12 protein-coding genes and 1 pseudogene are annotated in these 14607 nt (G+C 73.6%); 5 read left to right on the forward strand and 8 right to left on the reverse strand.

The window, feature by feature from the left end; all coding sequences use genetic code 11:
* The first annotated feature begins 12 nt into the window (after window positions 1-12).
* Together E1182_RS06825 and E1182_RS06830 are read left to right on the forward strand one after the other, a co-directional pair.
* Window positions 13-1953, forward strand: coding sequence for an amylo-alpha-1,6-glucosidase (locus E1182_RS06825; RefSeq protein ID WP_132262069.1), 1941 nt, complete (start codon window positions 13-15; stop codon window positions 1951-1953).
* Between the two features lie 142 nt (window positions 1954-2095).
* Window positions 2096-3424 (forward strand): glycosyltransferase family 4 protein, encoded by a 1329-nt coding sequence (locus E1182_RS06830; protein ID WP_132262071.1) that lies wholly within the window; start codon window positions 2096-2098, stop codon window positions 3422-3424.
* 196 nt (window positions 3425-3620) lie between these two features.
* On the opposite strand, the gene E1182_RS06835 is transcribed toward E1182_RS06830, so the two are convergent.
* The 8 genes from E1182_RS06835 to E1182_RS06865 form a co-directional block, all read right to left on the reverse strand.
* Window positions 3621-4904: a citrate synthase gene (locus E1182_RS06835; protein WP_132262073.1), complete on the reverse strand. Its 1284-nt coding sequence runs from the start codon at window positions 4902-4904 to the stop codon at window positions 3621-3623.
* Window positions 4905-5092: 188 nt separating this feature from the next.
* Window positions 5093-7153, reverse strand: coding sequence for a sulfatase-like hydrolase/transferase (locus E1182_RS06840; protein WP_132262075.1), 2061 nt, complete (start codon window positions 7151-7153; stop codon window positions 5093-5095).
* Window positions 7146-8561, reverse strand: a complete 1416-nt coding sequence (locus tag E1182_RS06845) for a methyltransferase (protein WP_132262077.1) — start codon at window positions 8559-8561, stop codon at window positions 7146-7148. The genes E1182_RS06840 and E1182_RS06845 overlap by 8 nt, the downstream gene beginning before the upstream one ends.
* Window positions 8562-8571: 10 nt before the next feature.
* Window positions 8572-8721: a hypothetical protein gene (locus E1182_RS30930; RefSeq protein ID WP_165942536.1), complete on the reverse strand. Its 150-nt coding sequence runs from the start codon at window positions 8719-8721 to the stop codon at window positions 8572-8574.
* Between the two features lie 265 nt (window positions 8722-8986).
* Window positions 8987-9676, reverse strand: a complete 690-nt coding sequence (locus E1182_RS06850) for a helix-turn-helix domain-containing protein (RefSeq protein WP_132262079.1) — start codon at window positions 9674-9676, stop codon at window positions 8987-8989.
* Window positions 9677-9733: 57 nt separating this feature from the next.
* Window positions 9734-11248 (reverse strand): cell wall metabolism sensor histidine kinase WalK, encoded by a 1515-nt coding sequence (locus E1182_RS06855; RefSeq protein WP_132262082.1) that lies wholly within the window; start codon window positions 11246-11248, stop codon window positions 9734-9736.
* A complete protein-coding gene (locus E1182_RS06860; RefSeq protein WP_371687521.1) occupies window positions 11226-11972 on the reverse strand; it encodes a response regulator transcription factor in 747 nt (248 codons plus the stop codon). The genes E1182_RS06855 and E1182_RS06860 overlap by 23 nt, the downstream gene beginning before the upstream one ends.
* Window positions 11973-12064: 92 nt before the next feature.
* Window positions 12065-12298: a hypothetical protein gene (locus E1182_RS06865; protein ID WP_132262084.1), complete on the reverse strand. Its 234-nt coding sequence runs from the start codon at window positions 12296-12298 to the stop codon at window positions 12065-12067.
* Window positions 12299-12486: 188 nt separating this feature from the next.
* Here E1182_RS06865 and E1182_RS06870 point away from each other — a divergent pair, with 188 nt between their 5' ends.
* The 3 genes and pseudogenes from E1182_RS06870 to E1182_RS06880 form a co-directional block, all read left to right on the forward strand.
* The gene (locus tag E1182_RS06870) at window positions 12487-13431 is read left to right on the forward strand and encodes a serine/threonine-protein kinase (protein WP_132262087.1); all 945 of its coding nucleotides are present in this window, start codon (window positions 12487-12489) and stop codon (window positions 13429-13431) included.
* Window positions 13432-13503: 72 nt separating this feature from the next.
* Complete coding sequence (locus E1182_RS06875; RefSeq protein ID WP_132262089.1) at window positions 13504-13929, forward strand: OsmC family protein; 426 nt, start codon at window positions 13504-13506, stop codon at window positions 13927-13929.
* Window positions 13930-14257: 328 nt separating this feature from the next.
* Window positions 14258-14607, forward strand: a pseudogene (locus E1182_RS06880) (hypothetical protein); the annotation flags it as partial.

Raw genomic sequence — 14607 nt, forward strand, 5'->3', positions numbered from 1 at the left:
GGAGGAAACTAGGTGATCGACATCGGGTTCGGGCCGCAGGTCTGCGCTGATCTGGCCACCGGGACGACCCGGGAGTGGCTGGTGCCGGACGGTCTCGGCGGGTACGCCATGGGTACGGTGAGCGGGTTGCGGACCCGCCGCTACCACGGCCTGCTGGTGACCTCCGGAGAGACCCCGGCCGCCCGGAAGGTGGGGCTGGTCAGCCTGGACCCGGCGGTGCTGCTGCCCTCCGGCGCGCGGGTGCGCCTCGGGGTGCACGAGTGGTCCTCCCGGGTGGTCGACCCGCGCGGCTTCGAGCTGCTGGAACGCTTCGACCTGGTCGACGGGCTGCCCCGCTGGCGGTGGCGGATCGGCGACGTGGTGATCGAGCGGGAGATCGCCATGCTGCCCGGCCGGTCCTGCGTGGCGGTGGTGCACCGGCTGGTCGCGGGCGGGCCGGTCCGGCTGGAACTGAGCGCGGCGTGCACCTGGCGGGACGCGCACGGCGAACGGCGGGCCGACGGCCCGCCGTTGCGGATGGAGCCGGTCGACGACGGCGCGGTGGTCGAGGGCGCGTACCGGCTCTCCGGGCCGGACTGGCGGCCGGAGGGACAGTGGTGGCTGGGGGTGCGCCACCGCGAGGAGGCGGCCCGGGGCCTGCACCCGGAGGAGGACCTGTGGTACGCGGGCCGCTTCGCCGGGTCGCTGGAGCGGCCCGGCGACACGGTGTCGGTACGGGCCTGGGCGCAGGATCTCGGCTCGGAGCCGCCACCGGCGACCGAGGTGGTCGAGGCCGCCCGGCGGCGTAACCGGCAGGTGGTGGCCGCGGCCCGGCCGGCCGACGACGTCGGTGCCACCCTCGCGCTGGCCGCCGACGCGTTCGTGGTGCGCACCGCCACGGGGCCGGACGTGGTGGCCGGGTACCCGTGGTTCGGCGCCTGGTCGCGGGACACGATGACCTCGTACGAGGGGCTGTTTCTCGGCACGGGTCGGGCCGACGAGGGGCGGGAGCTGCTGCGGTCGTACGCGGCGACGCTGTCGGAGGGAATGCTGGCGAACACCGCCGACACCGGGCGGGTGGAGTACAACACCGTCGACGCCACCCTGTGGTTCCTGCACGCGGTGAGCCGGCACGTCACCGTCACCGGCGACACGGATCTCGGTGACGAGCTGCTGCCGGCGCTGCACGAGGTGGTCCGGGCGCACGTGGCCGGCACCCGGTACGGCATCGGGGTCGACCCGGCCGACGGGTTGATCACCCAGGGCGGCACCCCGGGTGCCGCGCTGACCTGGATGGATGCCCGGGTGTACGGGGTGCCGGTGACCCCGCGTACCGGCAAACCGGTGGAGGTCAACGCGCTCTGGGTGAGCGGGCTGGCCGGCCTGGCGGAGCTGACCGAGCTGGCCGGCGGGGACGCCGCCGAGCTGTGGCGGCTGCACGCCCGGGCCGAGGAGGCGTTCGGCAAGCGGTTCCCGGCACCGACCGGCTGGTTGCACGACGTGGTGGACGCGCCGGCCCCGGCGTACCCGCTGGGCGGGGCAGCGCACCACGACGACGACCTGCTCCGGCCGAACCAGCTGCTGGCCTGGTCGCTGCCGTACGCCCCGCTGGCGCCGGAGCCGGCGGTGCTGCGCCGACTGGCGGCCGGGCTGGCCACGCCGTTGGGGCCGCGCAGCCTCTCCCCCGACTGCCCGGAGTTCGCGCCCCGGCACCGGGGCGGGCCGGCGGAACGGGACACCGCCTACCACCAGGGGACCGTCTGGCCGTGGCTGATCGGCCCGTTCGTCGACGCGTACCGGAAGGCCGGACTAGCCACCGATGACCTTTTGGTCGGACTTGTAGGCCATTTGGGGGAGTATGGCCTAGGATCGGTGAGTGAGACGGCTGACGGCACCGCGCCGCACGCCGCCACCGGTTGCCCGTTCCAGGCGTGGTCGGTGGCCGAGCTGCTGCGCGTCCGGAAAGCCGGATAGGCACGCGTTACACACCGGCAATCCCCACGTCTCCGCTGGTTAGCCACCAGTCGGCAGGATTGGCCCGAACCCGGGCCAGGGCGACGGCACCCCCTTCGGTGTCCATCCACGCGTGTCCCGGACACAACTCAAAGGGGGCCGCATGTCACCTGACGCCGACGTGATCGACATCAACCCCGCCCGGCACCAGCGGGTGCTGATGCTCTCCTGGGAGTACCCGCCGGTGCTCGTCGGCGGACTCGGCCGCCACGTCCACGCCCTCTCCGTCGCCCTCGCCGCCGCCGGCCACGAGGTCACCGTCATCACCCGACACGCCGACGGCGCACCCCTGGAGGAATACGCCGACGGCGTACGCATCCTGCGCGCCCCCGAAGACCCCGTCACCTTCCCCCTCGCCACCAACACCCTCCTGGCCTGGACCATGGCCTTCAACCACACCCTCACCCGCACCGCCCTACGCGCCACCGAAACCGGCACCTACGACGTCATCCACGCCCACGACTGGCTCGTCGCCCACACCGCCATCACCCTGCGCGAACACCTCGACATACCACTGGTCACCACCATCCACGCCACCGAAGCCGGCCGACACCAAGGCTGGCTACCCGACGAGATGAACCGCACCATCCACGGCGTCGAACACTGGCTGACCAGCGAATCCGGCCGAATCATCGCCTGCTCCGGCTACATGGGCCAGGAGGTCGGCGCGCTGTTCGGGGTGGACGCCGACCGCATCGACGTGGTGCCCAACGGCGTCGAGCCGCAGCGCTGGCGGGTGCCCTCCTCGGCGGTCGCCTCGGCCCGGGCCCGCTTCGCCGGCGACGGCCCACTGGTCACCTTCGCCGGTCGGCTGGTGTACGAGAAGGGCGTGCAGCACCTGCTCGCCGGCCTGCCCCGGCTGCGGGAGCGGCACCCGGGGCTGCGCGCGGTGATCGTCGGTGACGGCCCGTACCGGTCGGCACTGGAGGCCGAGGTGCACCGGCTCGGCCTCGGGGGCATGGTCAGCATGCCCGGCTTCCTCGGCGGCACCGACCTGCCCGCGGTGATGGCCGCCTCGGACTGCTTCGCGGTGCCGAGCATCTACGAGCCGTTCGGCATGGTCGCGCTGGAGGGCGCCGCCGCCGGAGCACCCCTGGCGGTGGCCCGCACCGGCGGGCTGGCCGAGATCGTCGAGCCCGGCGTCACCGGAGTGACCTTCGCCCCGCAGGACCCCGACGGGCTCAGCGAGGCCGTCGACGCGCTGCTGTCGGACCGGGACCGTGCCCGGCTGCTCGCCCGCCGGGCCCGGGACATGGTCCGCGAGCAGTACGGCTGGTCGGCCATCGCCCATCGGACCGCGGCCAGTTACGCGGCGGCGATCGCCGGGGACTCGGCCTTCACCGCAGCCCGGGCCGAGCTGCGGATGACCGTCGGCCGGACCGTCTCGCCGACCCCGCAGGGCAACCTGCTCGCCGCCGCCGGCCTGCGCTGACCGCGGCGCCCGCGGAGTCGATCGGTCCCGCCGGCCGGGCGGGGTGGCCGGGCGGGGTGGACTCCGATTGCGGCAGGTGGGTGGATCAGCGCCCGGGGGAGGGCGCACTTCGGCGCAACCGGAGTCGATCACACCGAACGACACAGCCGCCGGCCCCAGCGGGCCGGCGGCGGTGTCGGGTGCGGACCGGGTGGGGTCAGCGCTCGGAGATCGGGGCGTAGTCCCGCTCGGCGGCGCCGGTGTAGAGCTGCCGCGGCCGGCCGATCTTGGTCTCCGGGTCGTTGATCATCTCGCGCCACTGGGCGATCCAGCCGGGCAGCCGGCCCAGGGCGAACAGCACCGTGAACATCTTGGTCGGGAAGCCCATGGCCTTGTAGATCAGGCCGGTGTAGAAGTCCACGTTCGGGTAGAGCCTGCGAGAGACGAAGAAGTCGTCGGCGAGCGCGATCTCCTCCAACTGCACCGCGATGTCCAGCAGCGGATCCGGCTTGGCCATCCGGCCCAGCACGTCCTGGGCGGCCTTCTTCACGATGGCGGCGCGCGGGTCGTAGTTCTTGTAGACCCGGTGGCCGAAGCCCATCAGCTTGACGCCGTCCTGCTTGTCCTTCACCTTCCGGACGAATGCCTGCACGTCGCCGCCGTCGGCGGCGATCTTCTCCAGCATCTCCAGCACGGCCTGGTTCGCGCCGCCGTGCAGGGGCCCGAACAGGGCGTTCACGCCCGCCGAGACCGAGGCGAAGAGGTTGGCGTTGCTGGAGCCGACCAGCCGTACCGTGGAGGTCGAACAGTTCTGCTCGTGGTCGGCGTGCAGCACGAACAACATGTCCAGCACCCGGGCCATCACCGGGTCGACCTCGTACGGCTCCGCCGGCACACCGAAGGTCAACCGCAGGAAGTTCTCCACGTAGCCCAGCGCGTTGTCCGGGTACAGCAGCGGCTGCCCGATCGCCTTCTTGTAGGCGTACGAGGCGATGGTGGGGACCTTCGCCATCAGCCGTACCGTGGACATCTCCACGTGCCCGGAGTCGAACGGGTCCAGACTGTCCTGGTAGAAGGTGGAGATGGCGCTGACGGCCGAGGAGAGCACGGCCATCGGGTGCGCCTCGCGCGGGAAGCCGTCGAAGAACCGGCGCATCTCCTCGTGCAGCAGCGAGTGCCGGCGGATCCGCTCGCTGAAGTCGGTCAGCTGCTGCTGGCTCGGCAGCTCGCCGTAGATGAGCAGATAGGAGACCTCCAGAAAGGAACTCTTCTCGGCCAGTTGCTCGATCGGGTAGCCGCGGTACCGCAGGATGCCCGCGTCGCCGTCGATGTAGGTGATCGCGGACGAACAGGACGCGGTGTTGACGAAGCCGGGATCGTAGGTGGTCATCCCGGTTTCCTTCAGCAGCTTGCTCACCCCGATGCCCGAGGGGCCCTCGACCGCGTCGTTCACCGGCATCGAGAGCTGCCCACCGGGGTGATCGAGCTTGACTTCCGACATGTGGTTCCTCGCTTCGCCGGCGAATCTTCCTTGAATTGCCTTCGCTTCTACCGTATTCGCGGCTTCCGGGACACCGCCCGTCGTGGGTCGGTGGTGAGGTATGCGTCACCTCATTCCCGACCCGAAGGATCGGAAACCCTGGTCGGTACGGGCGAATCCGACGATGACGGACGTCGGGGAGGAAGGGATCAGTCGACTGCCAACCGGCGCAGGCCGCCGCCGTCGGGATCGATCCGGTACAGGTCCAGCCGGTTGGCGCCGGCCCGGAACAGGTGGTCGTCGGGGAGGAAGGCGGCGAAGCGGCGACCCCCCTCGTCCTGCGGCACCGCGGGCACCACCGCGCCGATCGTGCCGTTGACCGCGACCGCGAGCAGCGTGCCGTCGGGCACCTCGGGCGACACGCTGCCCCACACCAGGGCTGGCAGTTCGCCCGCGGCCGGATCGACGGCGTCGAAGGCCGCCCGGTTGTGCACCCGGGCCCGTCCGCCGATGGGACGCTGGGCGACCGTCGTGCCGAGCAGCGGATGCGGTTTCGGGTCCGGCGGTCGGGTCGGCAGCCCACCACGCAGCGTCAACGGCTGGCCCGGCCGGTCGTAGAAGACCTTCTCGGTACGCTCGCGCGGCGCCTGCCGCGCCGACCTGCCGTCCATCTGCCAGGGGATCCGCACGTGCACCTCGTCGGCGATCGTGGGCAGCAGGTCGACATGCTCCCAGTTGCGGTCGTCGACCCGGCCCGCCCGCTGGCCGGGCGTCTTCACGAACGTCGGCACCCAGGCCACCTCGCCGGCGGCGTGGTTGATCGCCCCCAACCCGCGCCCCTGCCAGTCACGCTGGAAGCTGACCCCGTGGTCGGCGGTGAGCACGAGCAGTGCCCGGTCGTACAGGCCGGTGGCGCGCAGGGTCCGGAGCGTCTCGCCGACCAGCCGGTCGGTGTAGGCCAGTTGGGCCAGGTGCCGGGCCCGGGCCAGTTCGGCCCAGCCGGCGCCCTGGTTGGACAGGTCCTCCGGGGCGTCGTAGCGGGCCCCCGACGGCAGGTACACCCACGGCGCGTGCGGCATCAACAGGTGCAGGAAGTGCAGGGTGGGGCGGCTGGACGGACGCAGCCCGGCCAGGAAGCTGGTGAACCGGGCGGGCTGGTTGTCGTCCAGGCTGTCCCAACGGAACTTCGGGTCGTCCGGGACCGGCTCGGCGGCGTCCAGACCGGCCTCGGCCGCGGTCCGTTCCCGGTAGGACTCCTGCGGATCGACCCGGCTGTCCACCGGAGCGGCCAGGCGACGCAGCAGCTTACCGCTCTCCCGTACCAGTACACCCAGGCCGTGCTCCGGGGTGACCGGCTGGTCGCAACGACTCGGTGGGCAGAGTCGGGTGATGCTCTCCTCGGCGCGGATGTCGTACAGGCCGCCGAGGACGGTGAAGAGGTTGTCCGGGTACTGCGCGTAGTGCGGGGCGTACGACTGGGCCGGATAGCGGCCGGTGAGCATGGCCGGCAGCGCGTACGGCGTCCAACCGCTGACCCCGGTGGCGTTGCGGTACCAGGTCGAGCCGGCCGCCAGCTCGGCGAAGTGCGGGTAGCGGGTGGCGTCGATCCGGCCGTCCGGGCCGAGCAGGGAGACCAGCGGCAGTTCGTCGAGGACGATCAGCACCACCGGCGGGTGCTCCCCCGGCCCGACCACCCCGGCCGCCCCGCTGTGCGCCCGGGGTAGCACCACCGCCGAGGCGGGCGAGGCGAACAGGAACAGCGCCACGAAGACCGGCGGGCCGATCGCGGCGACCCGCAGCACCCGCCCGGCCGCCCGCCACCGTCGGTACGCCGCCGCCCCGGCGACGCCGGCCACCCCGGCGGCCACCAGCAGTGGCGCCCCACGCAGCGGCGTGACCTGCCGGCCGACCTGCACGGAGAGCGCGGCGAGCAGGAGCCCCACGACGGCGGTGTGCGCCGCCGTCCGGACCCGTACGCCGGCCAGCCGGGTGGCCAGGCCGAACGCCGCGACCAGCACGGTGGGCAGGACGGCGATCAACCCCACCAGCACCAGCACGTCGCCGGGCGCTGCCCGGTGGAACAGGAAGAAGTCCGGGCTGCGGCCGAGCACGTCGAGCAGCGGCTGGGTGACCACCAGCCCCACCAGGGCGCTCACCTCCAGCAGCCGGCGCAGCTCGGCCCGCCAGCCGCCCGGCGACGGTGGCGGCTGCCCCGGCCGTACGTCGGCCGGGCATGGCGGCGCGGCGGCGGTGAGGGTACGGTCAGCCACCCGCGACCACCTGGTAGAGCGTGCGGGTGCCCGAGGGCAGCTCCCGCTGGCGCTCGACCCGGCAGTGCGCGGCGAGCAGCCGCTCGAAGACGTCGCGGCGGTACTCGGGGAAGAGGCCGTCCGGCTTGTTGGCCAGCAGCCGGCATGCCATGGGGTCGTCGGGGTGAACGAACTCCACCACCAGCCGGCCGCCGGGGCGCAGGAAGCCGAGGAGCTGGTCGACGACCTGGCCCAGCGGGACGTTGCGGCCGATGGCCAGGTGGTGCACCACGGCGAGGGCGAGCACCACGTCGGCGTGGGCCCGGGTGGCGAAACCGGCCCGTTCGACGCCACCCCACCCGCCGCCCGGGGACGGGTCGGCCAGGTCCATCACCAGCGGCAGGATCCGTCGGTCGCCCTCGGCGCGCAGCGCCCCGTACAGGGCGTCGGCCACCGCCGGGTCCTGTTCGACGGCGACCACCGCGGCGGCGTGGCGGGCGGCGATCCGGGCGTACCGGCCGTCGTTGGCGCCGAGGTCGAGCACCAGGCGAGGGGTGCCGGCGGCCTGCACCGCCGTCTCGACGAAGTGTTCCTTCTCCGCCCGGTCCTGGGCGCTGTAGCTGCAGGTGCGTTGGTAGTCCACCCAGTGGCTGGGCGCCTCGCGCCGGTCCAGGCGGCGGACCAGCTTCTCCAGGCCCCGGACGGTGGCCAGTGCCAGCTCGCGGGAGTAGCCGGCGGAGCGGAGCTGGGCGCGCACGTCGACGCTGCTCGCCCGGGCGTGGCGCTGCTGCATCGCGCCGTGCAGGTGGACGTGGGTCGGCACGCCGGGCAGCAGGCGCCGGGCGCCGCGGAAGAGGCGGCGCATCTGGTCGGGCTCGATGCCGTCGACCCGGGACCGCAGCCAGGGCTGGAAGTCCAGGCCGAGATGGGCCTCAAGCAGCAGCGGGTAGAGCAGGGTCTGGCAGAACTGTCGGTAGCCGGCCCACGGTTCGCCGTCGACCAGCGGCGTGAAGGAGCCGACGTCGATGAAGACCGGACTGGCCCCCCGCCACTGCAGGTTGTACGCCGAACCGTCCTTGGTGGTGAAGCCGGCCGGCAACGCCCGGCGCAGGATCTCCAGGTGTAGCAGCGCCGCGTCGCGGAGCATGCCGAACGACCACTCGTACGGGTGGGAGACGAACGGGATGCGCTCGTGGCGCAGCACAGCGGCCCAGCCGGGCAGCACCGCCGGTTCGACCTGCTCGGTGCCGCACACCTTGCCCTCGGCGAGCAGCCCGGTGAAGAACGTGCTGTCGGCCAGTGCGGCCCAGTGGCGGGCGGCCTGCGGGTCGAGCCCACGCAACACCTGCCCGGCGGCGTGGAACACCCGGTTCGCCGGGTCGCGGAAGGAGCCGGGATCGGCCCGGATCCCGAGGTCGGAGCTGGTCATCGGTGAGGCTTCAGCCGCGGTCGGTGGGCTGCCGCCGGAAGCGGTCAACCAGCCGGCGCCAGTAGAGCTTGCCGGCGACGGCCGCCCCGGCGACCCCGCCGACGACCGCCTGCACGATCAGGCTGCCGGACCCCGCGTCCAGGTAGGCCAGGTGCATCACCAACCGCTCCCTTCCTTCGCCGTTGTCATCCCGGCGTCAGGCACGCCTGTATGCGGCATTTAGACCGTTGACGCCGGAGTTGTTCCTTTGCCACCGTACGTGGTCGGCGGCTCTCGCGGGGCCACACCGGCCACCGTCCGACCGATTCGTTCACCGACGCCCGTCCACGCACCGGCCTGCGGGCAGCGGTAGGCGGTGCGGCACCAACCGGACGGCTACGGCGACGGGACGCCGGCGCCCCCCGCAGCCGCCGCCAGGGCGCCGGTCAACCAGGCAGCAACCGGGTGGGTGGGACGCCGGCCAACTCGCGAACGTCGCGGGTGAGGTGGGCCTGGTCGGCGTACCCGCTGCGGGCCGCCACGTCGGCCCACGGGACGCCGGCGCGGGCCAGCGCCAACGCCCGGCGCATCCGCAGGATGCGGGCGAGGGTCTTCGGGCCGTACCCGAAGAGGGCCTGACTGCGCCGGTGCAGGGCACGCGGGCCGAGGCCGACATCGGCGGCGGTCGCGGCGACGCTCGCCCCGGCGGCGAGCGAGGCGGCGATCCGGCAGCCCATCGGGTCCGGCCCACCCGCGGCGACCAGCCGGTCGACGGCCACGGACTCCAACGCGGCGGCGCTCGGCCGGTCGCCCAGCCGCTCGGCGGCCTCGCCCGCCGCCCGGCCCCAGAGCGCGTCGAGCGGCACCCGGCGGTCCCGTAGCACGTCGGCGGGGACGCCGAAAACCGCCGGGCCGGTGCCGGGCGGCAGGCGCAGGCCCAGCCACCGCTCCCCCGGCACACAGCGGGGGATGTGGGCCGTCCGGTCCGGCCCCGCCACCAGCAGCCCGGACCGAGGTGACCAGAGCAGATCCAGACAGCCGTCCGGCAGCACCCTGATCGGCGCCGCACCCGGACGGCTCCGGCTGGCCCACATCACCGCCCCGGCGATCCGGCCGGCTCGACACTCCCGGTACACGCCGCCCACCCTGCCACGGCCCTACGACGGCCGACCGCGCCGGCACGGGGACGAGGGTCAGGGCAGGGGATGTCCGGCTCCGGGCAGGCGGACCGTGAAGACGGTGTGCCCGGGCCGGCTCCGGACCTGGACGCTTCCGCGGTGCGCCTCCACCACCGCCGCCACGATCGCCAGACCGAGCCCGGTGCTGCCGTGCTCACGGGACCGGGAACTGTCCGCTCGGGCGAAGCGCTCGAACACCTCGTCCTGCAACTGCGGTGGGATGCCCGGTCCGTCGTCGGCGACGCTGATCTCCACGCCGTCGGTCACGGCTGCCAGCCGGGTGGTGACCGTGGTGCCGGGCGGGGTGTGCACCCGCGCGTTGGCCAGCAGGTTCGCCACCACCTGGTGCAGCCTGGTGGCGTCGCCGGGCACCTGCAGCGCCTCGTCGGGAAGGTCAAGCTGCCAGCGGTGCTGCGGCCCGGCGGCGTGCGCGTCGCTGACCGCGTCGAGGATCAACGCGGTCAGCTCGACCGGTTCGACCGCGAGGGGCCGACCGGAGTCCAGGCGGGCGAGCAGCAGCAGGTCGTCGACGAGCCCGGTCATCCGGGTGCTGGCCGACTCGACCCGGCGAAGCGCGTGGGCGACGTCCGGCGGCACCTGGTCCCGGCCGCGCCGGGCGAGCTCGGCGTAGCCGCGGATCGCGGCCAGCGGGGTACGCAGCTCGTGGCTGGCGTCGGCGACGAACTGGCGTACCCGGGTCTCGCTGGCCTGCCGGGCGGCCAACGCGTCGGCGACGTGCCCCAGCATCCGGTTGAGCGCCGCCCCCACCTGCCCGACCTCGGTGCGCGGGTCGGTGTCGGCCTCGGGCACCCGCACCGACAGGGCGACCTCGCCCCGGTCCAGCGGCAACTCGGCGACCCGGGCCGCGGTGGCGGCGACCCGGTTCAGTGGGCGCAGCGTGGCGCGCACGATGAGCAGCCCCAGGCCGCCGGCGACGAGCAGCCCGGCGGTGGCGATGGCAGCCTGGGCCGCGACCATCTGCCGGACCAGCTCCTGCACCCCGGCCAGTGGGATCGCGAAGACCAGCACGTCGCCGCCGGTCAGCGGCCGGGCGACCGCCCGGTAGTCGCCCCGGTCGCCGAGGTCGACGGTGTGCGGCCGTCCATCGGTGGGCAGGGTGGCCAGCGCGGCGACCTGGTCGGCGGCGACGGCCTCGGCGGGGCCGCTCGGGGTACGGATGCGCGCGGACGCGACGGCACCACCGGCAACCCGCGCGCTGATCGACTCGGCGGGAAACCCGGGTGGCGGGTCGGGTCGAAGCTGCCATGGCGATGAATCCGGCTTCGGCGCCTCGCCCCGTGGGCGGTTCCACGGAAACGGCCCGCCGCGCGGCCGGTCACCCTGGGCGAGCTGGTTGTCGACCTGTTCAACCAGAAACTGGCGCAACGCCACCGTGGTCAGCCCGCCGATGCCGACGCTGACCAGGGCGAGCAGCGCCACCACGGCCAGCACCAGGCGACGGCGCAACGACCAGCCGGTCGGCACCCGGCGCCACCGGCCGATCAGGTCACTCCGCGGGCTTGAGGACATACCCGGCGCCGCGCAACGTGTGGATCATCGGGGGCCGGCCGACGTCGATCTTCTTTCGCAGGTACGAGATGTACAGCTCCACGACGTTGGCCTGTCCGCCGAAGTCGTAGTTCCAGACCCGGTCGAGAATCTGCGCCTTGCTCAGCACCCGGCGCGGGTTGCGCATCAGGTACCGCAGCAGCTCGAACTCGGTGGCGGTGAGGGTGATCAGGTCACCGCCGCGGCGTACCTCGTGGCTGTCCTCGTCGAGGCTGAGATCACCGACGGTGAGCACCGCCTCCTCCCGGCTGGCGATCGCGAAGCCGGACCGGCGCAGCAGGGCGCGCAGCCGGGCGATCACCTCCTCCAGGCTGAACGGCTTGGTGACGTAGTCGTCGCCGCCCACGGTCAGCCCCGCGACGCGGTCCTCCACCGCGTCCCGGGCGGTCAGGAAGAGCACCGGCACGGTCGGGGCCTGCTCGCGCAGCCGCCGCAGCACCTGGAAGCCGTCCAGGTCGGGCAGCATCACGTCGAGCACCACCGCGTCGGGCTGGAACTGCCGGGCCGCGCTCACCGCGGCCATCCCGCCGCCGGCGCTGCGCACCTCCCAGCCCTCGTAGCGCAGCGCCATCGCCAGCAGGTCGGTCAGCGTCGGCTCGTCGTCGACCACCAGCACCCGGACCGGCCCGCCGTCGGGGCGACGCAGTTCGATCCGGTGCCGTGCTGCCTGCCCTTCCATCACCATGTCCCCATCGTGCGTGGCGCGGCTTGCACCGGCCTGTGGCTATCCTGTGCGCCCGCTGTGCGATCAGGATGGCCCGGTCGCGCCGGACGGCGCTACTCGCCGACGCCAAGAGGGTAGGTGCGCACGAAACGCATGGTCCAGGGGCCGGTGCCGGCGCGGGCCTGCCGGGCGTAGAGGTGGTCCGGGCCGGCACCGCCGGCCGGCTGGTCGCCGTCCGGGTGCCGCAGGATCCACTGGGCGGGCGGCTCGCCGTTAGCGTCCGCGGGTAGCTCGCGGAGCAGCCCGTCGGCCGGCCCACCGACGAAGCGTACGGCCACCTCATCCATCCGTGCCCCCTGTCCGCGCCCGCCTCGGCCAGGTAGGCCGGGTGCCCCGGCTGGCAAGGTACCGCACGGCGTGTTCCGGGCGGGGGTTGCTGAGGAAGAAGGTTTGTCCAGCTCGCGCCCAGGGTACCGGCTGCGGAACGCCGACCGCGGAAGACGTGACGAGGCACGAGACGGACGGGAGCGGGTCGATGAGGACGCTGGCCGGGCGGTACGAGCTCGAACAGCGCATCGGCGTGGGCGGCATGTCCGAGGTGTGGCGCGCGCACGACCTGGTGCTGGACCGGCCGGTGGCGGTGAAGCTGATATCGCCCGAGCGGCACGGCGAGGAGAGTTCGGTGGCGCGGATCCGGGCCGAGGCGCGCTCGGCGGCCCGCCTGGTGCACCCCAACGTGGCCAGCGTGCACGACTTCGGCACCGCCTCCACGCCGGACGGGCAGGAGGCACCGTATCTGGTGATGGAGTTGGCCGAGGGAGAGACGCTCGCCGTGCACCTGCGCCACGGGCCGCTGGACTGGCGCATCGCGGTGCGGGTCTGCGCCGAGGTCGCGGCGGCGCTGGCGGCCGCGCACGCGCACGGCATCGTGCACCGCGACGTCAAACCCGCCAACGTCATGCTGACCCCGTGCGGGGTCAAGGTTCTCGACTTCGGCATCGCCACGCCGGCCGGCGCGGCCGACGAGGCCCCGGACGGGATGGTGGTGGGCACGCCGGCGTACCTGGCTCCGGAGCAGTTCGACCGGCAGCCGGCCACCCCCGCCGCCGACATGTACGCACTCGGCGTCCTGCTCTACTACGGGCTCACCGGGCGGCTGCCGTACGCGGCCGGTACGACCGCGACCCAACTGGTGGGGGCCCGCCGTCGGGTGGTGCCCGAGCCGCTGCCGCCGGTCGAGGGGCTGCCTGCGGAGGTCGCCGACCTGTGCCGATGCTGCCTGGCCGAGAATCCGACCCGCCGGCCGACCAGCCTGATGGCCGCGTTGCTGCTGGCCGAGGCGGTGGACGCCCGGGTGTACGTGCCGATGCTGGCCTCGGTGCCCCGGCCCCGTTCCGCGCCGATTTCGCCGTGGAGCCAGCGGGCCGCCACCGAGGTCACCGAGGCGGTCGCCCTCGACGAGCGGTCCCGTCCGACCTGAGCCGCGCGTCGGCGGTGCGTTTCACCGGATCGAGGTCGGGAACGCCGGCCGGTGAGTGACGGGAGGAACGCCATGCCGGATCCGAGTTCCTGGCTGCACGAGGCCACCGCGACCGCGGGCGGCGGTCATGTCCGCACCGAGGACGGCGGCTTGTCCACGGCGCTGGCGTCACCGCTGGCGCCGCACTGCACGGGCCTGACTCCGGAGCAGTTGTTGGCCGCCGCGTTCGCCTCCTGCCTGCACCACGCGGCGGTGGAGGTGGCCGGGGAGATCACCGACGAGGCGCACACCGTCCAGGTCACCGCGGAGGCGAAGCTCGGCCGTGACGACGACGGCCGCTACCACGCCGATGTGCGTGCGTCGATCTCGTCGGCGGGGCTGAGCCGCGAGCAGTTGGCCGATCTGGTCGCGCACGCCGACCGGATCTGGCCCTTCTCCAGCGGGGACGCCAGCCGGCACCGGTTGACGGTGACGCCCGCCGACAACGGCCGGCGCTGAGGCAGCGCTCACCGCGCCGACGGCCGGGGCTGCCGGCCGTCGGCCCGCGGGCGGGTGGGACATCGGCGCCCCGGCCGGCGGACACCCATTCGGCGGTACGGACCGACCAGTTCACCCGAACGGAGGAGGGTGCAGAGTCGGCGTCCGGCAGCGGAGAACCTCGGCGATCGGTCTACATAAAGAGGTAAATATCCGACAGATGGCAACTGCGTCATAGGTTGCCTTCGTGGTGAGGCACGGTAATTGCCCACCCTGATCATGGCAAACTGTGGCGCATGCCACCAATAGCCCCGGTGGCAGCCGGCGTTGAGGTCTCTAGCCTCGGCGAGTGCCTGCCGACCACTCCCCTGAGCAGCAGCAGACCCATACCCGCAGGGTTACCCGTCCGGCCGACGCCCCATCCGACGAACGGAGGATCGGCCGACACCGGGCCCCGGAACCGCCCCGACGCGGTGCCCGCGCCCTGCTGACGGCCGTTCCCGTCCGGCTCGCCCTCGCCGGCGGCGTGACCTGCTGCCTGGGCCTGGTGGTGTACGCCGGCGGCGACGACGGCGACCAGCGCGCGGAGCCGGTCCACGAGATGCTCGCCGACCGCGCCCTGGCCGACGAGCGGGCGTCCCGCTCCCAGGAGCGGGACGCCTCCCCGCTCAACCTCCCGGCCACCGGCCCGCCACCGGC

Source organism: Micromonospora sp. KC721 (assembly GCF_004348355.1).
GTDB lineage: Bacteria > Actinomycetota > Actinomycetes > Mycobacteriales > Micromonosporaceae > Micromonospora.